The following is a 23,470-nucleotide window of genomic DNA, read 5'->3' on the forward strand; positions in this document are numbered from 1 at the left end:
CTATACTCTGTTCTCTTTATTATTTTTTAATAAGTCGTTTAAGCTTTTATTTTCAAAGAAAGTATTAATATGAACCTCAAGTTCATCCCATAGATTGTGTGTAATACATTTTGTTGCTTTACCATTACAACCTTTTTTAGATTCTTTTTTACACTGAACAGTTTTAACTTTCTCATCTACTGCATTGAAAATATTTGTAAGTTTTATTTCACTTGGGTCTTTTGACAAAATGTAACCTCCTTGATTACCTCTAATACTTTCTACAATTTGATTTTTTTTTAGTTTTGAAAATATTTGCTCTAAAAAATCTAATGAAATTCCTTGTCTTAAAGAAATATCTCTTAATGATACAGGATTGATATTATCAAACCTTGCTAGATCAACTAATGCCATTACGGCATATCTTCCTTTTGATGTTAGTTTCATTTTTACCTTTAAAATGTGGCTTTTTATACATACCCGACTAAAATGGTCAAGTTTATAAAGTAAAAAAAGACTACCATTTTGTCGCTCAGTTGTGATAAACGTACCTTTTTTTTGAGAACAATAATCAATTGCATATATGGATAATAAAATTTTAGAAATTTTTATACCCGGACCTGCTGGTAGACTAGAAGCTAAATATTACAAAAGTAAAAAAAATACTTCTCCTATTGCATTAGTCCTACAGCCTCATCCTCAGTATGGGGGAACTATGAACAACAAAGTAGTTGTAGATACATTTCATACATTCATGGAAAATGATTTTTCAGTTTGCAGAGTAAACTTTAGAGGAGTTGGAAAAAGTGATGGAGAATTTGATAATGGTCAAGGTGAACTGGCAGATGCTGCAGCAGCACTAGATTGGTTGGAAAGAGAGAATTTTGATAATTCGCAATGTTGGGTTTCAGGATTTTCTTTTGGCTCTTTAATTGCAATGCAGCTACTTATGAGAAGACCGGAAATAAATAGATTTATAGCAATTTCTCCACAACCTAATGTCTATGATTTTTCTTTTTTGTCTCCATGTCCAGCATCTGGGATGGTTGTTTATGGAAAAAAAGATGAATTAGTGCCAGTAGAATATATTGCTGAGTTGGATAAAAGGTTAAGCGCTCAAAAAGGTATTAAAGTTGAATTTCAAACCATAACTGAAGCAAATCATTTTTTTTCTAAAACTGATGACGCTTTAACTAAAACTTTGGATAAATATATAAAAAAAGAAACAGCTTTATATTAATAATTATTTGCTAGCTTGCCTCCAACGACTGGAGCATTACATCTTGTCGTATTTGGAAAAGAATTTGGTAAATTTAATTTAGATCTAATAGCTAAATAAGCAAAAGCTTGGGACTCAATATAATCTCCATTCATCTGAAAATTATCTATCATATTGAAATTATTCTTATTTAAATTTGAATTTCTAATGATTGATTCAATCAAAAATTTGTTTTTTCGACCTCCACCACAAAATAAATATTTGTTAGGATTATTTTTATTTAAAAACTTTATTCCCTCTGCAATCAAATATCCTGTAAACTCTGTAATTGTTGAACACCCGTCTTCTAAAGATAAACCTCTTGCAAAAGATATATCAAACTCTTTTACATCAAGTGATTTTGAATAATTCTCTATTTTGAAATTATCTATTGCTTGATTTAGAATTAATTGATCAATTTTTCCAGATTTTGCAATTTTACCATCTTTATCAAACTTTAAATTTGAATTATTTCTGATCCATTCATCTATTAAACAATTACCTGGACCAATATCATAAGCAATCAAATCATTTTCTATATTATTGGATATATCATTTATTATTGTAGCATTGGATATTCCTCCAATGTTAACAATACAAAAAGGTTGAGCTGAATTATTTTTTTCTTTTTTTAAAAAATTATTAACTAATAATCTGTGGTAAATTGGTGTTAGAGGTGCTCCTTGACCATTGTTATCAATATCTGCTTGTCTAAAATCATAAATTACTGATTTTTTTAATAATTGAGATAATAAATTTCCATCACCTAGTTGTTTAGTAATTTTAATCTGAGGGTTATGTAAAATTGTTTGACCATGAAAACCTATAAGATCAATTTCTATTCCATTTTTTAATGCAATTTTACTTATTTTTTCAGCATGAAAAATAGTCAAAGCTCTTTCCAAATCACTCAATTCTTTAGAAAATTTTGTCAAATCTTCACTGCTTTTGATTTTATCTCTTAAAGTTGATAATTGCCTATAGAGATCACTATCGTACTCAAAGTATTGATCTAAAATTAGTTCTACCTCATCATATCCATCAGATTTAATTATTGAAACATCTACTCCATCCATGGATGTGCCACTCATTAAGCCCATAGCTGAAAATAATTTTTTTTTCATTGATATTATTTTTAAAAAAAATTTGTATATAGTAACTATAGTCTTATGAATAAATTTTTAAAAGAATTTAAAGATAGAGGATATTTCTATCAATGTACTAGTGAAGATGACTTATCTAATTTATTAGATAAAGAAAAAATTAAAGCTTATATAGGATTTGATTGCACCGCTGAAAGTTTGCATGTTGGTAGTTTATTGCAAATTATGTGTTTGAGATTGTTACAAAAAAATGGACATCAGCCAATTGTATTGTTAGGAGGTGGAACAACAAGAATAGGTGATCCCTCAGGAAAAGATAAAACAAGAAAAATTTTAGATGAAAATGAAATTGAAAAAAATATTAAAAATATTCAAAATATCCTAAAAAAATTTCTAGACAATGACGATCCAAAAACTTCACCTATTTATGTCAATAATTATACCTGGCTTAAAAATTTAAATTATATCTCTTTTCTAAGAGATATAGGAAAACATTTTACCATTAATAGAATGCTTACATTTGATAGTGTAAAGCTAAGATTGGAAAGAGAACAATCACTAAGTTATATGGAATTTAATTACATGATACTCCAAGCCTATGATTTTTTAGAATTAAATAAAAAAGAAAATTGTGTTCTGCAAATAGGTGGTTCTGATCAATGGGGAAACATTGTAAATGGTGTTGAACTTATTAAGAGATACTCTAATAACCAAACATATGGATTAACAACACCATTAATTACTTTAGCCACAGGTGCAAAAATGGGAAAAACTGAAAATGGTGCTATTTGGTTAGACGAAAAATATTTATCAGCTTATGACTACTGGCAATTTTGGAGAAATGTTGATGACCGGGATGTAATTAAATTTTTAAAAATGTTTACTGATATTGATATAAGCGAAATTAATACTTTAGAGGAAAAAAATATTAATGAATTAAAAATATTGTTAGCAAACAAAGCCACAGCCATGTTACATGGAGAAGATGCTGCTCAAAATTCTGAACAAGCAGCAAAAGAAGCATTTTCTGGAAATTCTTTGGGCTCTAACTTACCTAGCGTTACAATTGAAACAAAACAATTGGAAAATAATGTCAATATAATTGATTTAATAATTTTATCTAAAGCAGAAAATTCAAAAAGCGAGATAAGAAGATTAATTAAGGGTAAAGCGATTAAGATTAATGATGCTGTAATTTCAGATGAAAAATTTATTATTAATCAGGAGCTATTCAGAGAAAATTATTTAAAGCTTTCTTTAGGTAAAAAAAGGCATATTAAAATTGAATTAAGTTAGTTTCTTTTAATTTTTTCAAGAGTTCTAGTTATAAATCTTGGAGTTAATGTTTTTATTGGGTTTACTGTAGTTTCAAGATCTTTTGGAGGTCCTTTTATTTTAAAACTTACTCCAAAAACGCCCTCTCCTGTTTTATCACCAACTAAAATTTTACCTAATAATGGAATTTTACTTATTGTTTTATTAATAGTTGTTGCTGGCACCAAAGTACCTCTTAAACTTATCAATTTTTCTTCTTCCACATAACCACTCATTAATATCGAAATGGCTGGGCCAATTGCATAAAGTTCATTTATTGTCATAAGATTTTTTTGGTTATTGAATTTCATTTCAAACTCATCAAATCTTATTCCTTCTCCAGTTAAAATATCAGCAATTCCTTGTAGGGAAGCTAGTGTTAAAAGTTTTGTCAATACTGGTACCTCTTTTAACTTAAAGTCGTAAATTTTAAGATTTGATACTGATTTTTCATTTATTTTTGTCGATATAAAATCTAAGTAGCCTTCATCAAATCCTTTTATAAATTTATATCTTTTCACCAATGGTTTTGCTTTAGATGAATAAAGTTTAGTTATTTTTTCGCCGTTATCCGTTGTTTCAATAGAAAAAGCTATGTTTTTATTATTTTCAAAATTTGCAGATAAATTTGCATCAACAACTTTATTATCTTTAATCAAAATTGACCCTTGTAAATTTTTAACAAAATTAATTTCATCTATATAAACTTCATTCAAATTTATTTTTAAATTAAAATTATTCTTAAAAACTTTATTTTCTTTTTCTTTTTTACTTTCAAGCAAATTTGTTACAATTGAATTAGCATTCAAGAATAATCCATTTAATTTGTAATCGTTTTCGTTTTGTCTTTGAATAATAAATTGATTATCTTTATTTTCAGTATCAATATAATCTAAATCAATTTTATCAAATCTATCTATTAAATAATCTTTATCTAATATTAAATTATTAATCTTAATTTTATTTGCATTATCTGTAATGCTTATATTTTCAAAATTTAAATTTTTTGAATTTTTTAATATTCCAGCAACTGCTAAATTTGTTTTTTCATTTATATTTTTTTTATAATTTAAATTTTTAATTTCAAAATCTGTTTTATTTAAAATTAATTTTAAATCAAAATTGGTTTTTCCTTTATCATTAAGAACAAAGTAATTTATTTCATCATAGTTTTTATCAATTTTTATATTTCCGTTACCTGAAAGAGTTAATAAATCATTTTTAAATTTGATATTGAGTTTATGATTTTGAAGGTTAAGAAATTTTTTAGTAGATGGGAAAAATTGTTTTAAGAATTCTTGATTTTTTAAATCAACACTTTTTAAATTAATATCAGATATAAATTCAAAATCCTTATCATTTTTGTTGTAGAAATATTTAATATAATCGAAATCTTTATTAAGTTTTACTTTACCTTCACCTTTGATGGTAAAATCTTTGTTTTTATACTTTAACTGTATTTTATGATTTTCAATATTTATTTGATCCTTGGTGAGTGGAAAATATTCTTGGATAATTTTTTGGTTTTTTAATGTTCCTTTTTTAATATTTAAATTAGTTTCAAACTCAATCTTATTTTGATCTCTTTTAAAAGTGTATTCAATTTTATTTGATTTATTATCTAACTTAAATTCACCTTCACCATTAGCTAAAAGAACTTTGTTTTCATAAATTAATTTTAATTTGTGATTATCCAATAAGATTTCACTATTTTGATTTGAAAAATAATTTGGAATTAAATTATTATCATAAATAACTTTTTTAAAATTTATGTCAGAGTCTATTTTTAAATTATTTAATTTAAACTTATTAGTTATTTCAAAATTAAAAATATTCTTAGAACTAAACTTGGTATTTTTTAAATTAAAGTTATTTAAATTTAAATTTAATAAATTAATTAATTTATCCGATAAAACTGACTCAGAATTTTGAATTTTACCTTCTATGTAATGACTATTATTTTTTTTGTTAACTTTTAATAATTTAGATGAAAAATCAATTTGATCTGATGCAAATTTAATATCTTCAAATAAATACTTGTCTTTTTCAATATTAAATAAAAAATTAATATTATTAAAATCTAATCCATTAAAAAATTTAAACTTTCCATCTTTCAATAATCCTTTGATTTTATAATCATTTTTGATTTTTCCATTTTGATCTAAGTTAAGATTTAGATCAAAAATTACATGTCCCTTTTTAATGAAAGTTTCCAAAATTAATAATTCTGGTTTGTTACTTGTAGCTGTTATAAATTTTACAAAATCATTTAATAATATTGACTTTGTTACCACCTCAAAATTAGAGGAAACTAATTTATTTTTAAAAATAGAATCAAGTGATACTTGAGTTTTTATATATTCAAGCTCTAGTGGTCTTTTTGCGTAATAGATTGTTGCCCCAACAGTTTTTGCATTTATTTTAAATTTGAAAGGATCAAGAATTAATTTTACTTTTTTTAAAGATACATCCAAATTCTTATTACTTTGAACAACTGTGTCTTTTATCTGCTGATTAAATTTGTCTGTTTCTATTCCAACAATGCTTAAATAAAATATCAGTGATATTAAAAATCCTAGAAATATTAAAAAGTATTTAAAAATATTTATTTTCATTTAATTTTGTAAAGAGATTGTTCTAAAAAATCATCTAATTCTCCATCAAGAACTTTATCTGGACTAGTGCTCTCAAAGTTTGTTCTGTTGTCTTTTACCAATCTATAAGGTTGCAAAACATATGATCTTATTTGATGCCCCCAACCAATTTCTGATTTACTGTTTTCTGTACTTTGGTTCTCCTCTTCTCTTTTTTTAATTTCAAAATCGTACAATCTCGCTTTTAACATATTCATACAAGTTTCTTTATTTTTATGTTGTGATCTCTCATTTTGACATTGAACCACTATTTTCGATGGAATGTGAGTAATTCTTACAGCGCTATCAGTTGTATTTACATGCTGTCCACCAGCACCACTTGATCTATAAGTATCTATTCTCAAATCTTTCTCTAAAATCTCAATATTTATATTTTCATCCACTACTGGGTAAATCCAGACACTTGCAAAACTTGTGTGCCTTCTTGCTCCTGAGTCAAATGGTGAAATTCTAACCAAACGATGAATGCCTGATTCTTTTTTCAACCAGCCAAATACGTAATCACCCTCAATTTTTATTGTTGCTGATTTAATACCAGCTTCATCTCCTTTGTGCTCACTAATTAAATTTGATGTAAAACTTTTTTTATCAGACCATTTCAAATACATCCTTCTCAACATATCTGCCCAATCTTGACTTTCCGTGCCTCCAGCGCCTGCATGTATTTCTATATAGCAATCTAATGAGTCTGCTTCGTCTGATAAAAAACATTTGATTTCATTTTTTTTTACTTCTTTTTTTAAATCTTTAATATTTTGTAATGTTTCTTCCTGAACCGCCAGATTATTTTCCTCTAAAGCAAGCTCATTCAAATCATCAAAATCATTTAATTTTTGGATAGACTGATTTAAAGAATTTACTAAATCTTCGTAGAGTTTTTTCTCTTTTATAACTTTTTTTGAATTATCTTTATCTTGCCAAAAATTGGCATCCAACATTTGAGAATTTAATTTTTCAAGTTTTGAGTAAATTTTATTGTTTTCAAAGATACTCCTTAATTCTTTGATTAATTTTATTAATTTCTTCTTTGTAATTTTGGTAATTGTTATCCATTAGTAAAACTTTAATATATTGTTTATATCCATTCTATCAGAATTTGAATAAAGAACTTTACCATCTACAACATTTTTCTTTTTAAAAACCTCAATTATTGTATTTTTAGATGTAAATTTAGCTTTTTGGCCTGTTGAGGGATCCACAACCATCATAATTGTATCTTTTGCAGCTTTAAATGGTCTAGCCTCAGACTTTTTAACAGAATTTTTTATAAAATTTTTAAATATAGGCAGAGCCGTTTTTGATCCTGTTTCAAATTTACCAAGTGGTGTTGGACTATCCATTCCTACATAAACACCTACCAATAAATTTGATGTAAAACCAATAAACCAAGTATCAGTATTATTATTCGTTGTTCCAGTTTTTCCTGCTATATTTAGTTGTAAATCTCTTAATTTTTTTGCGGTTCCTCTTTGAACCACCCCTTCAAGTATTGACGTCATTTGATACGCAGTTTCTTCAGAAAAAATTTGTGTAAATTTATTTTTTAACTCAGGATAATCGTCACTAAGATAGGATATTGCATCACAATTTACACAAGATCTCTTATCATTATTATAAATAGTATTTCCCTCACTATCTTGAATCCTGTCAATCAAAACAGGTTCAACAAGTTTTCCTCCATTAACAAAAACAGAATAAGCAGATGTAAGCTGTAATAAAGTAGTTTCAGCAGAACCTAAGGAAATTGACAATAGTTCCTCTGGATTTTCGTAAATTGAAAGTTTTTTAGAATAGTCGATAATTTTATCTAACCCTAAATCTTGAGCTATTCTAACTGTCATTAGATTTCTTGATTTCTCCAATCCAGTTCTGATTGTAGATGGACCATAAAATTTTTTTCCATAATTTTCTGGTTTCCATAACTTTAAATCATCCCCTTGATCTAATACTAAAGGTGCATCCAAAACTAATGATGTAGGAGTATAATTGTTTTCTAAAGCAATAGCATAAATGAAAGGTTTAAATGCAGAACCTGGCTGTCTTTTAGCTTGTGTTGCTCTATTAAACTCACTTTTTTTAAAACTAAAACCACCATTAAGAGCCAAAACTCTTCCCGTATAAGGATCCATTACAACAATTCCTCCATTTATTTTTGGTAATTGTTGTAAACTATATTTTTTATCTTTTATTTGTTTCACATAAATTATGTCACCAATTTTTAATAATTGGTTAAACTCTTTTTTTGTCCAAGAAATATCTTTATATTCAATGATACCATCATCTTTATCAATCGTTTCTATAATTGCTGAAAATTTGTTTAATTTTTTTACAATTGCTAATTTCCAATTAATTGATTTTTCAAGTTTGTATTTATCTAAATCTTTGTGCCAATTTGAATTGTAAGGTTTGTTAATTAAAGCTCCCCTCCAACCTTTTCTCTGATCATAGGAAATTAATCCAGATCTTAAAGAATTAGTTGCTATTTTTTGTAAATCTAAATCTATTGGAGTATTAATATTTAGACCTTGTTTATAAACTTTGTCATAAGTCAAACTTTCTATGACATTCTTTCTAACATCTTCAATATAATATTGTGCATCCTCTAAGTATATTTTTTGTTTTTTCTTTAATTTAATTTCTTGATTACTTAATTTTTCTAACCATTCAGATGTAATATAATTATTTTCATATAAATTTTTTAAAACTAAATTTCTTCTAAGTTTTGCTAAGTCTTTATCTTTATAAGGGTTGTATTTACTTGGAGCTTTAGGCAAAGCAGCTAGCAAAGCAGCTTCTGAATAATTAAGTTCTCTTATAGATTTATCAAAATATTCCAAACTTGCAGCAGCTACACCATAGGCTCCACTACCAAGATAAATTTGATTTAAATAAAGTTCTAATATTCTTTCTTTGGATAATGCTCTCTCAATTCTAAATGCTAAAATTGCCTCTTTTATTTTTCTATTTAGACTTACTTCATTTGTTAATAAAAAATTTTTTGCTACTTGTTGAGTAATAGTTGATGCACCTTCTAGTCTTTTAGAAGACATTATATTTGAAATATTGTTTATGACCGCTCTTACAACACCTTTTGCATCAACACCAGGGTGAGAGAAGAAATTTTTATCTTCTGCAGATAAAAATGAGTTAATTACGTTTTTTGGTATAGCATTGTACGGAACAAAAACTCTTTTTTCTTTTGAAAAATCTGCAACCAATTCTCCGTTTCTTGAATAAACTTTACTTGAAACTGGTGGCTTATAACTCTTGAGAAATTTATAATCTGGAATATCGTTAGAGTATTTCCATAAAATACTAAATATTAAAATACCCAATAATATTAAAATGGTTGAGGAAAATAACAGAATATTTTTGAAAAATTTACTCATTTTATTTCCATTATATCTTGGAATTTGTTAAAGATAAGGCATCAGAGATAAACAAAATTTATTACTAAAAAAATTAATGAACTTAACAATAAACATATTATGGAAAAAAATTTATACATCGATGCATCGCATCCAAATGAAACTAGAGTTGTTCTTAAATCAGGTGAAAATATTGAAGACTACGAGTACGAAGGTTTAAAAAACAATTTAATAAAAAATAATATATATTTAGGTAAGATAAGCAGGATTGAACCTTCGCTCCAGGCAGCCTTTGTTGACTTTGGAAGAGAAAGACATGGATTTTTATCATTTAATGATATTCAGTCAGATTACTATCAAATACCAAAAGCGGATCTAGAAAAAATCAAAGAAGAAGAAGAAAAAGCAAGAGAAGAACTTTCAAAACAAGTTGAAGCAAAAGAAGAGGAAAATATTGCTGAGGGCAAACTTGAAATAGATGATCTAATAGAGGAAAAAGTTGAAGATGTTGAATCTAATGAAGAGGAAGTAGAGACTAAAGAAAATTCAGATACAGAGGAAAAAACTGAAAAAAAACCTGAAAAAAAATTCAAATTTAAAAGATACAAAATTCAAGAAGTGATAAAACCTAATCAAGTAATTCTTGTCCAAGTCATCAAAGACGAGAGAGGTCAAAAAGGAGCTGCATTAAGCACATTTATTTCAATTGCAGGAAAATACATAGTGTTAATGCCAAACACACCTAAAGGTGGTGGCATTTCTAGAAAAATATTTAATCCCGCTGATAGAAAAAAAATTAGAACTATTTTAAATGAAATTGAAATTCCTAAAGAGATGGGTTTAATTGTAAGAACAGCAGGAAGCAACAAAACAAAAAATGAAATCAATAGTGACTTAACAACTTTAATTAATACTTGGGGACAGATAAAAGATAATGCAATTAATTCTATAGCTCCATCCTTAATTCATCAAGAAAGCGAAATAATTAAAAGAACTCTAAGAGATATGTACGATGATAGTACTAACCAAATTATTGTTGAAGGAAATGAAGGTTATAAAAAAGCCCAATCTTTTATGAAAACAATGATGCCATCAAGTGTAAAAAAAGTTAAAAAATACAGAGGAAGAACACCATTATTTATTGAGGAAAATATTGAACAAAAATTAAATCAAATTTTTGACTCAGAAATTAAACTCAAATCGGGAGGATATTTAGTTATTAATCCTACAGAAGCGCTTGTTTCAATTGATATTAACTCAGGTAGCTCTATTAAAGGTAAAAATGTTGAGAGCACAGCGTTAGACACAAATATTGAAGCAGCAGAAGAAATTGCGAGACAGATAAAAATAAGAGATTTATCAGGATTAATAATTATAGACTTCATCGATATGCTAAGTTTTGGCAACCGACGTTTAGTAGAAAGAAAGCTTAAGGAAAAATGTAGATCTGATAGAGCAAGAATTCAAATTGGAAGAATAAGTAATTTCGGCCTTTTAGAAATGTCTAGGCAAAGATTGAGAGAGAGTGCTGTTAAATGGAAGGTGACTTTAACAGACGAGTCTTTTGCTCAAAAATTATTAAAAATTGTTGAATTAAAGGCTGTAATTAATAAAGCAAAATTTGTTGAAGTAAAAGTCTGTGAAAAAATTTCAGATTTTCTAAAAGAAAATTTTGTTAATGATTTAACTTACTTTGAAAAAAAGAATAAAATGACAATTGATATAATCAGTGACAACACTCTGATAATTCCAGAATATATTATCAACATTCAGAACAAATCCAAAAAAACTATTGAGCTTGTTGAGCATTATGAGAAATTAAAAAACCTAGAAACCCAAAATAAAGAAGATAAGATTTCTCAAAAAAAAGAAGTTAAGAAAATTAAAAAAAATTATAAAAAAAAATTTTTTAAATAGGCTAAATAATACCCTTAAGAGGAGAGGAAGGATTCCCCATCAAGGTTTTATCTATTCTTCCTGAGTTGTATGATTGTCTTCCAGCAATAACAGCATTTTTAAATGCTAGAGCCATTTCAAATGGTTTTTTTGCTTTTGCAATTGCAGTGTTTACCAATACTCCATCACAACCCAGTTCCATTGCAATTGTGGCATCTGAAGCTTGTCCAAGACCTGCATCAATAATTAATGGAAGTTTTGTTTGTTTCCTGATTATTTGAATATTAATTTTATTTTGTATTCCTAAACCTGATCCAATTGGTGCTGCTAGTGGCATTATCGCAGCAGCTCCAACATTTTCTAATCTTTTTGCCATTAATGGATCATCGTTACAATAAACCATAACTTTAAATCCTTCTTTGGTAAGAACTTCAGTGGACTCTAAAGTTTCAATCATATCTGGAAATAAATTTTCCTTATCTCCTAAAACTTCTAATTTAACTAATTTCCACCCACCTATTTCTCTTGCCAATCTCAAAGTTCTAAGAGCTTCTTTAGAATTAAAACAACCCGCTGTGTTAGGTAAATAGGTAATCTTTTTTGGATCTATATAATCCATTAACAAAGGTTTGTTCTTATCAGAAATATTTACTCTTCTAACTGCAACAGTTACTATCTCTGCTCCTGACAATTTGATAGCTTTGGCACATTCAGACATAGTTTTATACTTTCCAGTGCCAACAATTAATCTAGATTTAAATTTTTTTTTAGCAATAATGAGATTATCTTTTTTCATACTACCCTCCTCCTATAAAATGAACAATCTCAATTTTGTCGTTTTGTTTTAATTTAATTTTGTTAACATTTTTTTTATCTATTATTTCTTCATTAAGTTCAATTGCTACTTTTTTCATAGGAATTTTAAGGTGTTTTATTAAATCTGAAAGTTTATATATTTCAGAAATTGATCTGTTTTTACCATTTACTTTGATTTTTATTTTTTTCATCGTATATAAAAGCTGAATGAATAATAAAATAATTATTATTAATGGTCCAAATCTTAATCTATTAGGAGAAAGAGAACAATCACAATATGGATCTGACAACTATGAGCAACTTAAAGAAAATTGTTTAAAAAAATCAAAAGAAATTGGGCTAGACTGTGAATTTATCCAATCAAATTTAGAGGGAGATTTAGTAAATAAAATTCAAGATGCAAGAAAAAATTATGATGGCATGATCATTAATGCTGCTGCATTTACACATACTTCAGTTGCAATAAGAGATGCACTTGAATTGTTTAGGAAACCAATAATTGAAATGCATATATCAAATATATATAAAAGAGAAGAATTCAGACATAAATCGCTTATTAGTGGAGTTGCAACAGGCGGAATTTTTGGATTAGGTACCGAAGGATATATTTTGGCCATAATTTCAATACAAAAGCTTCTACAAAAATGAAAATAGATAAAAACATAATTAAAGAACTCAGTAATTATTTAGATGAGTTTAATTTAACTGAAATAGAAATTACTGAAAAAGATACTAAAATAAAAGTTTCAAAAAATAACGTATCAATTAGCAATCAAACAATTCCAGCAACTATAAGTAATTCAAATTCAACTATTGATTCTCAATCTACTGAAAATATTAAATCTGGAACAAAAATTACATCTCCCATAATTGGAACTGCTTATCATGCACCAGAACCTGGAGCAAAAAAATTTGTTGTAGTTGGTAAAAAAATTAAAAAAGGTGACACAATAATGATTGTTGAAGCAATGAAGACAATGAACCACGTGCCCTCTACACATGATGGTGTGGTCAAAGAAATTTGTGTCGAAGATGGTCAGCCAGTTGAGTTTGGTCAAACAATCATTATCTTAGAATAATTAATGTTTAAAAAAATTTTAATTGCAAACCGTGGGGAAATTGCAGTTAGAATTATTAGAGCATGCAAAGAATGGGGTATTGCAACTGTAGCTGTCCATTCAGACGTTGATAGAGAAAGCATGCATGTAAGAATGGCAGATGAAAGTGTCTGTATAGGTTCTCATCAACCAGCAAACAGTTATTTAAATATTCCTGCATTAATGTCTGCAATAGAACTGACTAATTCAGATGCTGTTCATCCAGGATATGGTTTCTTATCAGAAAATGCAAACTTTGCTAAAATTTTAGAGGAAAATAAAATTAAATTTATTGGTGCATCTTCTAAACACATTGAAATGATGGGAGATAAAATTCAAGCCAAAAGAATAGCTAAAGAAAATGGTTTACCTGTTATTGAAGGATCTGAAGGTGGTGTTAGAAATATTAATGAAGCAAAAGATCTTTGTAATAAAATTGGTTTTCCTGTTCTAATTAAAGCCTCAGGTGGAGGAGGTGGAAAAGGTATGAAAATAGTACATAAAGAGGAAGAATTTGAAACTTTGTTTTCCACAGCCAAATCAGAGGCACAAAAATACTTTGGAAACGATGAGGTATATATTGAGAAATTCTTTCAAAATCCAAGACATATAGAAGTTCAAATACTCGCAGGAAAAAACAGAGTTGTGCATTTGCACGAAAGAGATTGTTCCGTTCAAAGAAGACACCAAAAACTTATTGAGGAAACTCCTAGTCCTGTTTTGAATGATGAAATTAGAAAAGATCTTTTTGAAAAAACTGTAAATATGGTCTCTAAAATTGGATACATGGGTGCTGGAACAGTCGAGTTTATCTATGAAGATGGAAAGTTTTATTTTCTGGAAATGAATACAAGAGTTCAAGTGGAACACCCTGTTACAGAAATGGTAACTGGAGTAGATATTATTAAAGAACAAATTTGGATAGCATTTTCTGAGGAAACAGCACTAAATCAAAGCGATATAAACCCAAGAGGTCATGCTATTGAATGCAGAATAAACGCAGAAGATGCTAGTAAAAATTTTCAACCATCTCCTGGAGTTATAAGCATGTGCCACCAACCATCTGGATTTAGAACAAGAGTAGATGGAGCTATATTTCAAGGATATAAAGTTACCCCATATTATGACAGTATGGTTTGTAAATTAATATGTCATGGACGAAATAGAACAGAAGCTATTCAAAGAATGAATAGGTCTTTAGATGAATTTGTAATTGAAGGTATTACAACTACTATTCCACTTCACAAAAAATTGTTAAATCATAAAAAATTTATCAATTCAGATTTTAATGTTAGCTGGCTAGATAAAGATACTATAGTTTAATAGCATTTTACTAACCATACATCATAAATTGGATGATCAAACGGAGTTATTGAAGGGCTAGAGGAAAACATCCATCCATTAAAAACAAAAACTTCATCATTGTTTTGATTTGATAAATCTCTGACTTGTATATAAGCGGTAATTTCTGGATTGTCATCAAATTCAGAATTTTTACATTTTAAACTTTGAATTGATAAGTCTTTAAATTTTAGTAACTGACCATTTTTAAGTTTCAATGAGGTATTTTTAGAACTAATTTTATCTAAAATTTTAATTTCAGTAAAAGAACCTTCAAGTTGACTTTTAGAATATGAAATAGATATAAATATAAAAAAAAAGATTAGTAAATAAATAAAAAAACTATTCTTTCCAACTAGTATATTTTTTTTTAACACCATCTTTATTTTTGTTTGGATAATAAGCCTCTTCAGTTCCTGTTAGGTTGGATTGATGAGGTTTCTGCCATTCATATTTTTCTAGCTCATGTTTTTTTTCTATTTTGTTAGGTGTAAAATGCATCCAAGAGTACCACTCAACTGGAATTTTTGATGCATCAATAACATCAGAATATATTACCCATCTTTTTCCTTTTTTGTCTTCATAATATTTATTTCCAAACTGATCTGTACCAGCAAGTTTTCCAAAAAAAATTGTTTTCAATCTTGTGCCAAAAGTATCTTGATTCCACCAAGTGAAAATTTTTTTAATAAGTGTCAACATGTTATTTTATTTTTATTTCAATTAAAAATTGTAAAAATTAAATTAGACTAAAATTTGAATAAGTATATAAATTAAAAGAATCTATTTTCAAACTAATTTTAAACTGAGGTAAAATGGCAAAATATCTTGTAGAAACTTATTACACTTGTACCTTTAAGGTGAATCATTACTTGGATGATATTAATGAAACAGAGCTTAAAAACTTAGAAAAAAGAGACGATGGCAAATTCGAAGTTTTAGATGTCAAATTGGATAATAGAAAAACTAAAAGTTTAGATCCAAATAATAAAAAAGTAGTTGAAAATAAAAAAATCGAAATTGTATCACAAAGTACAAGAGAAAATTCTATAAGTAAAGAAACAGTTGTTCAAAACTTAAATAAAACCTCAGAAAAAGGTGGAAAAAGATTTAGTATGCCTGACAGACGAAAAGGCTATATCCAAAAAGCTACAATTGGAGATCATAAAGTTTATCTTCATACAGGTGAATATGAGGATGGAAAAATTGGAGAAATATTTATCGATACAAGTAAAGAAGGAGAGTTAGTTAAGGCATTAATGAACAACTTTGCTATAGCAGTATCTTTAGGTCTTCAATATGGAGTTCCATTAGATGAATTTATAAGTGCTTTTGTGGGAACAAAATTTGAACCATCAGGTAAAGTTCATGGAAATGATAGAATATTGAGTGCTACTTCTATTTTAGATTATATTTTTAGAGAGTTAGCTATATCTTATCAAAATAGAGAGGATCTTGCACATACTCCTGCAATTGGTGGAAACGATTCAAATGATCAAGAAAATGATGATCAAAATCAATTATTAAAAATTGTAAAGGATATTACCAGTAAAGGATTTGTTAGAAATAATTATAAAAAAAATTTAGTTGATTTATCTGATGTTAAAATAAGTCTTAAAGGTAAGAAATAACTTTATTTCTTATTTTTTAAAGACAAGTTTAATTCTTTTAACTGTTCTGGGTTAACTTCTGATGGAGCATTCATCATCAAATCCTGAGCATTTTGGTTCATTGGAAACATTGTTACTTCTCTAATATTCTTTTCATTAGCTAACAACATAACAATTCTATCTATTCCTGGAGCAATACCTCCGTGAGGTGGAGCGCCGTAACTTAATGCATTTATCATACCGCTAAATTTTTCATCTACTTGCTGCTTATCGTATCCAGCTATAGAAAATAACTTATACATAAGTTCGGGTTTATGATTTCTTATAGCACCAGAAGATAATTCAATACCATTACAAACAATATCGTATTGATAAGCTAATAATTCCAAAGGATTTTCAAATTCTTTTTCTGTCAAATCTCCTTGTGGCATAGAAAACGGATTATGACTAAATTCAATTTTATTGGTAACTTCATCTCTTTCAAACATAGGATAATCAACTATCCAACAAAACGCAAAAACATCTTCATTTATTAAATCTAAATCTTCTGCAATTTTGTTTCTTGCCTGGGAAGTTATTTTTTCTAATTCATTTTGCTTACCACAAGCTAGAAAAATACTATCCCCTACTTCTGCATTAGTTAAATTCATTATTTCCAGTAATGCTTCTTTAGAAAAAAATTTCCCTATTGGTCCCTTGCCTGATAACTCAGTATCCTTTTCAAATGTGAAATAGGCTAAACCAGAAGCACCCTGTTCTTTAGCCCATTTATCAATATTGTCAAAAAAGCTTCTTGGTTTATTTTTTGTATTTTTTGTTATTATACATCTTACTCTTGAACCAGATTTTACTAACTTTTTAAAAATTTCAAAAGATACATCTTCTCTTGTAAATATTTCAGTAATATCATTTATTATTAGTGGATTTCTTAAATCAGGTTTATCACTTCCATACTTTAGCATTACATCTTTGTAAGAAATTCTTGGAAACTTATCGTTTAATAATTTTTTATTAGAAAATGTTTTAAAAGTATTAACCATTAATTTTTCAACAACATTAAAAACATCTTCTTGTTCTACAAAAGACATTTCTAAATCTAGTTGATAAAATTCACCTGGACTTCTGTCAGCTCTTGCATCCTCATCCCTAAAGCAAGGGGCTATTTGAAAATATTTATCAAAACCAGATACCATAATTAGTTGTTTAAATTGTTGTGGCGCTTGTGGTAACGCATAAAACTTCCCTGGATTTAATCTACTTGGAACTAAAAAATCTCTAGCGCCCTCAGGACTAGAGGATGTTAGTATTGGTGTTTGAAATTCCAAAAAACCTAATTTAATCATTTCATTTCTAATGTGTGAAATAACTTTTGATCTTAATATTATATTTTCATGTATTTTTTTTCTCCTTAAATCCAAAAATCTATATTTTAATCTTATTTCCTCAGCATATTCTTGATCACTGAAAACTGGCATTGGCAATTCTTTACAAGAACCTAGTTCTTCGTAAGTATTAATTGTTACTTCAATCTCTCCTGTGCCTATTTCTTTGTTAATTGTATCTTCAGATCTAGCTACAACCTTACCTTCTATTTTAACTACAGTTTCTAATTGAATTTTTTCTAAGTTTGTGAAATTTTTACTATCCTTATCAATAATACATTGTGTGACACCATAATTATCTCTTAAATCTATGAATAATAAGTTACCATGATCTCGTTTTTTATTGATCCAACCTGAAAGAAATACTTTTTTACCAACGTCATCTTTTCTTAATTCGTTACAAGTATGTGTTCTATATTTACTCAATTAATCTCCTAAAGCTTCTTTAATAATTTTAAAATCGATTGGTTTTTTCCTTTTTAAACTAATTTCGTCGATCTTATATATGAATTCAGATATTTTGCCATAGGATCTATCTATTCTTTTTATAATGAAATCTATTAATTTCTTATCAATTGATATCTGACGATCAGAAAGATTTTTTAATATTAAGGCATATAATAAATTATCCTCAGGTTTTTCAATCTTTGATAAAATAAAATTTTTAGCTCTAGAATTTAAATCATTTAATTTGAAAGAATAATCAACAATTGGTTTTGTTGAAGTAACAATTAAATATTTGTTATCTTGTTCTATGTTATTCAAAAAAGTAAATAATAACTTTTCATCAATATTTTGATTTAAATCTTCAATAATTATATTTTCATAAATTTTAATTTTTTTTAAATATTCATTGCTAATATTAGCTGCATTTATTTTAATACCGTTAAATTTATGTAAAAAAATATTAATTAAATGGGATTTGCCAGAAAATTTTTCACCAATTAAGTTTATGAAATTTTTTTCCCATTTAGGCCAGCTATTCAATAATAAAAATGAAAACTCATTGGATTTTGAAACATAAAAATCCTGATCTTGAAAGTTTTGATCATAATCAAATTTTAAAATTTCTTGATTTAAAGATTTCATTTTAATACCCAAATTTTATTTTTAATTTCAAAAAAATAATCATAATCTTTCATCACATCTAAGAACTGATCTCGGGTACCATTAAAGATTACTTTGTAAATATTTTTTTTATTATCAAATTTAAATATATTGAATTTATTAACCAATTCTATGTTTAAAAGTGTTTCTTCAAACTGATCGATTTTAATTATATTGCTATTATCAACTGAGATAGTCAAATCTAATTTAATTGATGTATTTATTATGTTTTTTAATTTCCAATAATCTTCAAAAACCATTTTTTGTTGATTTATGAATTTTTCTAGATCTCCTGAATTTTCTAAACTGATGTTTTTAAATTTAAAATTTTTTAAATTTTGGATATTGTTAAATACAATTTGATTGAGAACTCGAATTTCTTCATTATTTTTAAAAACAATCATTATAATAAAATCTTCAAAATTATATTTTCTTGAAATTTCTTTAAAATCAAAATCTTCTATATTGTTAAAATTTTTTTTTATTAAATTATAGTCATCAATATCTTCGTTTGGTAAAATATAATTTAATTGATGATATTTTTCTTTTTTTAAATTCCAATTTTTGGATAATTGACTTTCGGAGAAAAGAAATATTTCACTTTTTTCCTCATCCACTTCTATTGGGAAAAAAAATAAATCTTTTTTAATAACAGATGACGGAAAAACATTTTTTTTTTCTAATAATTCAAAAAAACTTCTTTTATTAAATTCTACATTTAAAATAAGATTATATGTTTCGTTAATAAAACTTTCCTGAACAATCGAAAAAGTTTCAACTAAACTTTTGATTTCTTTAGCTGGTATTTTTTGAAGTTTTTTTTGATCTTTACTTTGAACGATGGTTAAGACAAGTTCTTCATACGCTTCTACAAAACCATGATTTATTATCATATTTTTATCAAATGAGGCGTTAAATGGTGATGAAATTTCAATTTCTTTTATAGAAAATGTTTTTGCAACACTATTTTCTGTGGAAAAAAAAATATTTAATAAAGCAAGGAATAGAAAAAAATTATATAAAGTTCTGAGTTTAATAAAATTTAAAAAACACCTCATAAAATATTGTAATGAATAATAAAAAATTTACCTATAAAAAAAGTGGTGTTAACATTAAAGCGGCCGACAAGTTTGTAAATTTCATTTCATCAGTATCATCAAAAAAAAAGGGCAAAAAAAAGTTTTCTAATATTGGAGGTTTTGGCTCTATTTCTAATATTCCAGTTAATATTAAACATCCTCAAATAGTTGCATGTACAGATGGAGTTGGAACCAAAATTGAAATAGCTAATACATTAAATAAATTTGATACAATTGGTATTGATCTTGTGGCTATGAGTGTGAACGATTTAATTGTCCAAGGTGCAAAACCGTTGCTTTTTTTAGATTACATTTCAATAAACAAGATTGATTTAATTAAACTTAAATCGATTATTAAAGGAATAGTTAAGGGCTGTAAACTATCAGATTGTGAACTTGTGGGTGGAGAAACAGCGGAGATGCCTGGTACTTATTCAAAAAGTAAATTTGATATAGCAGGTTTTGCTGTTGGTGTTGTTGGTAAAAATAAAATCTTAAATAAAAATAAAATCAAAAAAAATAATATAATATTAGCAATTCCATCTAGTGGATTACATTCAAATGGATTCTCACTTGTAAGGTATTTAATAAATAAAAAAAAAATTAATATAAATAAAAATAAATTTTTAAAATCAGAACTTTTGAAACCAACAAAAATATATGTGAAAGAAATAGTCAATCTAATTTCAAAAAATCTTATTAATGGTTGTGCGAATGTTACAGGAGGAGGGCTGGCTGATAACATCAAAAGAATTATACCTGAGAATATGGTAGCTGATATTGATTTAAATAAAATTAAAACTTTAAAAATTTTTAATTGGCTTAGAAAGAATGGCATATCAGAACCTGAAATGTTAAAAACATTTAACTGTGGTGTTGGTTTTTGCTTAATTATTAATAAAAAAAACTTGAACAAAGTTCAAAGTTATTTTCCTAAAAATTACAAACCATATGTAATTGGAAAAATTATAAGTGGTAAAAATAAAGTAAAATTATATGGTTCTATCAACTGGAACAAATAAAATAAAAACTGCAGTATTTATCTCTGGAACAGGTAGTAATTTAAAATCACTAATTAAGTTTTCTAAATTAAATAAATCGCCTATTTCTATTAACCTAATTATTACTAATAATAAGTTAGCTAAAGGCTTGAAATATGGAGCCATTTTTAAAATTAAAAAAAAAATAATTAATTTCAAAAATAAAGAAATTGCTGAAAAAAAAATAATTAATGAACTTAACAAAAATAAAATTGAGTTAGTTTGCTTGGCAGGATTTATGAAAATACTTTCAAAAAATTTTATTAAAAATTTTAAAGGTAAAATTTTAAATATTCACCCCTCCCTATTACCAAAATATAAAGGCTTAAATACTCATCAAAGAGCTATAGAAAATAAAGATAAATACTCAGGATGTACTGTACATTTTGTAAATTCAAAATTAGACTCTGGAAAAATAATTCTTCAAAAAAGTGTAAAAATTTTAAAAAAAGAGACTCCACATAGTCTTGCTAAAAAAATTTTAGCTCAAGAGCATAAATTATATCCAAAAGCTATTTTGAAAATTTTTAGTCTTTAAAAAAGAAATCAATTTCAATTTTAGCATTTTCAACACTGTCAGATCCATGAACAGAGTTTTTATCAATTGAAATACCATATTTCTTTCTAATTGTGCCTTCTTCAGCATCTTTAGGATTTGTTGCACCCATCAATTCTCTATTTCCTAAAACAGCGTTTTCTTTTTCAAGCACCATTACTACTATCGGACCTGAAGATAGGTATTCACATAAATCGTTGTAAAATGGCTTTGTTTCATGAACTTTATAAAAATTCTCTGCCTCAGATTTTTCAATTTTAATTTTTTTTTCTTTTAAAATTGAAAAACCATTGTTTTTAAACATTTCTTTAATCTCATTCTCAAGATTTCTCTCAACTGCATCAGGTTTTATAATTGATAAAGTTTGTTCGATATTACTCATATTTATCCTCTATTAGTTTATTTAATAATCTTACTCCATAACCTGTAGCTCCACCTGAGTTTAATGCACCTCCATATTTAGAGAAAGCCATACCTGCTATATCTAAGTGAGCCCATGGTGTTTTATTTAAAATAAATCTTTGTAAAAATTGGGCTGCAGTTGTTGAGCCTGCTCCACCCACATAATTAATATTTTGCATATCTGCATTTTTTGAATCAATTAATTTATCAAAGTTTTTATTTAGAGGCATTCTCCAAACTTTTTCCTCAACTTTCTCTCCTGCTTCAATTAATTCATTTGATAATTTATCATTATTTGAAAATAAACCTGCATATTCTGATCCAAGTGAAACAATAATTGCACCTGTAAGGGTAGCTAAATCAATTATAAATTTAGGTTTAAATTTTTCCTCTGTATAGGTAAGAGCGTCTGCTAATACAAGTCTACCTTCGGCATCAGTATTTAAAATTTCTACAGTTTTTCCACTGTAAGATTTAACAATATCTCCTGGTCTTTGAGCATTTCCACCAGGCATATTTTCAACCAATCCCACAACACCTACTGCATTAACTTTTGCTTTTCTTAGAGCTAAACTTTTCATCAAACCTACAACAACAGCGGAACCAGCCATGTCATAAGTCATGTCTTCCATAAATTTAGCTGGTTTAAGTGAAATACCTCCGGTATCAAAACAAACTCCCTTACCTACAAAAGCTAAAGGCTTAGAATTATCTTTCAAACCTTTCCATTCTATTGTTACTAGATAAGAACCTCTAATACTTCCTTGACCTACACCTAATAAAGTATTCATACCTAATTTTTTCAATTTTTTTTCATCGTAAACTTTTATTTGTAAGCCTTCCTTCTTAAGAGCTCTAATTCTTTTTACATATTCATCAGGATGCAAAATATTCCCAGGCTCAGAAACTAGATCTCTGGCATAAAAGGTACCTTCCTTAATAGCTTTAAATTTATTTTGGTCCTTTAATGAAGGTATTTTTTTACCTGTAATAGTGATATTAATTTTTTTTTGATTTTTTTTTGATTTATACTTATCGAATGAATAAGATTTTAATTGTATACCTAATAGAAAATATCCTAAAAAATTAATAAGATTGTTTGTTACTGAGTCTGAGTTTATAATAAATTCTTTTTGAGTTGATGTTTTAAATATATTATAAAATTCTGCTCCTAAATTTTCAGCTTCTGAGGATTTAATTTTGCCCGATGAAGATACTAATATAATTTGTCTTTTGGAGCTTATATCAAAATATAAAATTTTTTTTGTAAGCTTTTTTGACTTGATCAGGTCAGAAATGAAAGAAAATTCTGATCTAGAAATATAATTTTTTATGTTAGAAATATTGAATTTTTCATCAACAAAAAAAACAATGTTAGAAGAATTCGTTTTAGAAATATTTTTATAAGATACTAAGACTGTCATAAAATTTAAATTCACTCTGCTGGAGATGAGTGCTATATATGAGT

At 26.9% G+C, this 23,470-nt stretch carries 23 protein-coding genes; 9 read left to right on the forward strand and 14 right to left on the reverse strand.

Annotated features, from left to right (window positions below):
• Positions 1-426, reverse strand: coding sequence for an Rrf2 family transcriptional regulator (locus ACQY31_RS02375; protein ID WP_428080486.1), 426 nt, complete (start codon positions 424-426; stop codon positions 1-3).
• Positions 427-574: 148 nt separating this feature from the next.
• On the opposite strand from ACQY31_RS02375, the gene ACQY31_RS02380 reads away from it, so the two are divergent.
• Positions 575-1,219, forward strand: coding sequence for an alpha/beta hydrolase (locus ACQY31_RS02380; protein WP_428081232.1), 645 nt, complete (start codon positions 575-577; stop codon positions 1,217-1,219).
• Here ACQY31_RS02380 and ACQY31_RS02385 read toward each other — a convergent pair.
• Positions 1,216-2,361 (reverse strand): anhydro-N-acetylmuramic acid kinase, encoded by a 1,146-nt coding sequence (locus ACQY31_RS02385; RefSeq protein ID WP_428080488.1) that lies wholly within the window; start codon positions 2,359-2,361, stop codon positions 1,216-1,218. The genes ACQY31_RS02380 and ACQY31_RS02385 overlap by 4 nt on opposite strands.
• Before the next feature lie 45 nt (positions 2,362-2,406).
• On the opposite strand from ACQY31_RS02385, the gene tyrS reads away from it, so the two are divergent.
• On the forward strand, positions 2,407-3,636 hold the full coding sequence (gene tyrS, locus ACQY31_RS02390) for a tyrosine--tRNA ligase (RefSeq protein WP_428080490.1): 1,230 nt from the start codon (positions 2,407-2,409) through the stop codon (positions 3,634-3,636).
• Here the strand turns inward: tyrS and ACQY31_RS02395 are convergent.
• From ACQY31_RS02395 to ACQY31_RS02405, 3 genes are read right to left on the reverse strand one after another with little or no spacing between them, the layout of a single operon-like run.
• Complete coding sequence (locus tag ACQY31_RS02395) at positions 3,633-6,269, reverse strand: hypothetical protein (protein ID WP_428080491.1); 2,637 nt, start codon at positions 6,267-6,269, stop codon at positions 3,633-3,635. The genes tyrS and ACQY31_RS02395 overlap by 4 nt on opposite strands.
• The gene (gene prfB, locus ACQY31_RS02400) at positions 6,266-7,357 is read right to left on the reverse strand and encodes a peptide chain release factor 2 (protein WP_428081234.1); all 1,092 of its coding nucleotides are present in this window, start codon (positions 7,355-7,357) and stop codon (positions 6,266-6,268) included. Before prfB ends, ACQY31_RS02395 begins: the two co-directional genes overlap by 4 nt.
• A 3-nt stretch (positions 7,358-7,360) precedes the next feature.
• Entirely contained in the window at positions 7,361-9,697 is a 2,337-nt protein-coding gene (locus ACQY31_RS02405; RefSeq protein ID WP_428080493.1) for a penicillin-binding protein 1A, read from the reverse strand.
• A 99-nt stretch (positions 9,698-9,796) separates the two neighbouring features.
• Between ACQY31_RS02405 and ACQY31_RS02410 the strand changes: the two genes are divergently transcribed.
• Positions 9,797-11,593, forward strand: coding sequence for an Rne/Rng family ribonuclease (locus ACQY31_RS02410; protein WP_428080495.1), 1,797 nt, complete (start codon positions 9,797-9,799; stop codon positions 11,591-11,593).
• Between the two features lies 1 nt (position 11,594).
• On the opposite strand, the gene ACQY31_RS02415 is transcribed toward ACQY31_RS02410, so the two are convergent.
• Positions 11,595-12,368 carry a thiazole synthase gene (locus ACQY31_RS02415; protein WP_428080496.1) on the reverse strand — a complete coding sequence of 258 codons (774 nt, stop codon included), beginning with the start codon at positions 12,366-12,368 and terminating at the stop codon, positions 11,595-11,597.
• A 1-nt stretch (position 12,369) separates the two neighbouring features.
• Entirely contained in the window at positions 12,370-12,579 is a 210-nt protein-coding gene (gene thiS / locus ACQY31_RS02420; protein WP_428080498.1) for a sulfur carrier protein ThiS, read from the reverse strand.
• A 16-nt stretch (positions 12,580-12,595) separates the two neighbouring features.
• Here thiS and aroQ point away from each other — a divergent pair, with 16 nt between their 5' ends.
• Genes aroQ through accC form a run of 3 tightly spaced genes read left to right on the forward strand, consistent with a single transcriptional unit; the run spans position 12,596 to position 14,808 of the window.
• A complete protein-coding gene (gene aroQ / locus ACQY31_RS02425; protein ID WP_428080500.1) occupies positions 12,596-13,036 on the forward strand; it encodes a type II 3-dehydroquinate dehydratase in 441 nt (146 codons plus the stop codon).
• On the forward strand, positions 13,033-13,467 hold the full coding sequence (locus ACQY31_RS02430; protein ID WP_428080502.1) for an acetyl-CoA carboxylase biotin carboxyl carrier protein: 435 nt from the start codon (positions 13,033-13,035) through the stop codon (positions 13,465-13,467). Before aroQ ends, ACQY31_RS02430 begins: the two co-directional genes overlap by 4 nt.
• Before the next feature lie 3 nt (positions 13,468-13,470).
• Positions 13,471-14,808: an acetyl-CoA carboxylase biotin carboxylase subunit gene (gene accC / locus ACQY31_RS02435; protein WP_428080504.1), complete on the forward strand. Its 1,338-nt coding sequence runs from the start codon at positions 13,471-13,473 to the stop codon at positions 14,806-14,808.
• Here accC and ACQY31_RS02440 read toward each other — a convergent pair.
• Both ACQY31_RS02440 and ACQY31_RS02445 read right to left on the reverse strand, forming a co-directional pair.
• A complete protein-coding gene (locus ACQY31_RS02440; protein ID WP_428080506.1) occupies positions 14,805-15,206 on the reverse strand; it encodes a DUF2155 domain-containing protein in 402 nt (133 codons plus the stop codon). The genes accC and ACQY31_RS02440 overlap by 4 nt on opposite strands.
• A complete protein-coding gene (locus tag ACQY31_RS02445; RefSeq protein WP_428080508.1) occupies positions 15,169-15,528 on the reverse strand; it encodes an NADH-ubiquinone oxidoreductase subunit NDUFA12 family protein in 360 nt (119 codons plus the stop codon). Before ACQY31_RS02445 ends, ACQY31_RS02440 begins: the two co-directional genes overlap by 38 nt.
• A gap of 113 nt (positions 15,529-15,641) precedes the next feature.
• Between ACQY31_RS02445 and ACQY31_RS02450 the strand changes: the two genes are divergently transcribed.
• On the forward strand, positions 15,642-16,457 hold the full coding sequence (locus tag ACQY31_RS02450; RefSeq protein WP_428080510.1) for a ribonucleotide reductase: 816 nt from the start codon (positions 15,642-15,644) through the stop codon (positions 16,455-16,457).
• 2 nt (positions 16,458-16,459) lie between these two features.
• Here ACQY31_RS02450 and aspS read toward each other — a convergent pair whose 3' ends face one another.
• From aspS to ACQY31_RS02465, 3 genes are read right to left on the reverse strand one after another with little or no spacing between them, the layout of a single operon-like run.
• Positions 16,460-18,244 (reverse strand): aspartate--tRNA ligase, encoded by a 1,785-nt coding sequence (aspS, locus tag ACQY31_RS02455; RefSeq protein ID WP_428080512.1) that lies wholly within the window; start codon positions 18,242-18,244, stop codon positions 16,460-16,462.
• Positions 18,245-18,907, reverse strand: a complete 663-nt coding sequence (locus tag ACQY31_RS02460; protein WP_428080514.1) for a DNA replication protein — start codon at positions 18,905-18,907, stop codon at positions 18,245-18,247.
• On the reverse strand, positions 18,904-19,983 hold the full coding sequence (locus tag ACQY31_RS02465; protein WP_428080516.1) for a hypothetical protein: 1,080 nt from the start codon (positions 19,981-19,983) through the stop codon (positions 18,904-18,906). Before ACQY31_RS02465 ends, ACQY31_RS02460 begins: the two co-directional genes overlap by 4 nt.
• Before the next feature lie 11 nt (positions 19,984-19,994).
• On the opposite strand from ACQY31_RS02465, the gene purM reads away from it, so the two are divergent.
• Positions 19,995-21,026: a phosphoribosylformylglycinamidine cyclo-ligase gene (gene purM, locus ACQY31_RS02470; protein ID WP_428080518.1), complete on the forward strand. Its 1,032-nt coding sequence runs from the start codon at positions 19,995-19,997 to the stop codon at positions 21,024-21,026.
• On the forward strand, positions 21,001-21,582 hold the full coding sequence (purN, locus tag ACQY31_RS02475) for a phosphoribosylglycinamide formyltransferase (protein WP_428080520.1): 582 nt from the start codon (positions 21,001-21,003) through the stop codon (positions 21,580-21,582). The genes purM and purN overlap by 26 nt, the downstream gene beginning before the upstream one ends.
• On the opposite strand, the gene ndk is transcribed toward purN, so the two are convergent.
• Together ndk and ACQY31_RS02485 are read right to left on the reverse strand one after the other, a co-directional pair.
• Entirely contained in the window at positions 21,572-21,973 is a 402-nt protein-coding gene (gene ndk / locus ACQY31_RS02480; protein WP_428081236.1) for a nucleoside-diphosphate kinase, read from the reverse strand. The genes purN and ndk overlap by 11 nt on opposite strands.
• A gap of 1 nt (position 21,974) precedes the next feature.
• Positions 21,975-23,426 carry a leucyl aminopeptidase gene (locus ACQY31_RS02485; protein WP_428080521.1) on the reverse strand — a complete coding sequence of 484 codons (1,452 nt, stop codon included), beginning with the start codon at positions 23,424-23,426 and terminating at the stop codon, positions 21,975-21,977.
• Between the last annotated feature and the right edge of the window lie 44 nt (positions 23,427-23,470).

Source organism: Candidatus Pelagibacter sp. (assembly GCF_965262185.1).
In the GTDB taxonomy this organism is placed as follows: Bacteria; Pseudomonadota; Alphaproteobacteria; order Pelagibacterales; family Pelagibacteraceae; genus Pelagibacter.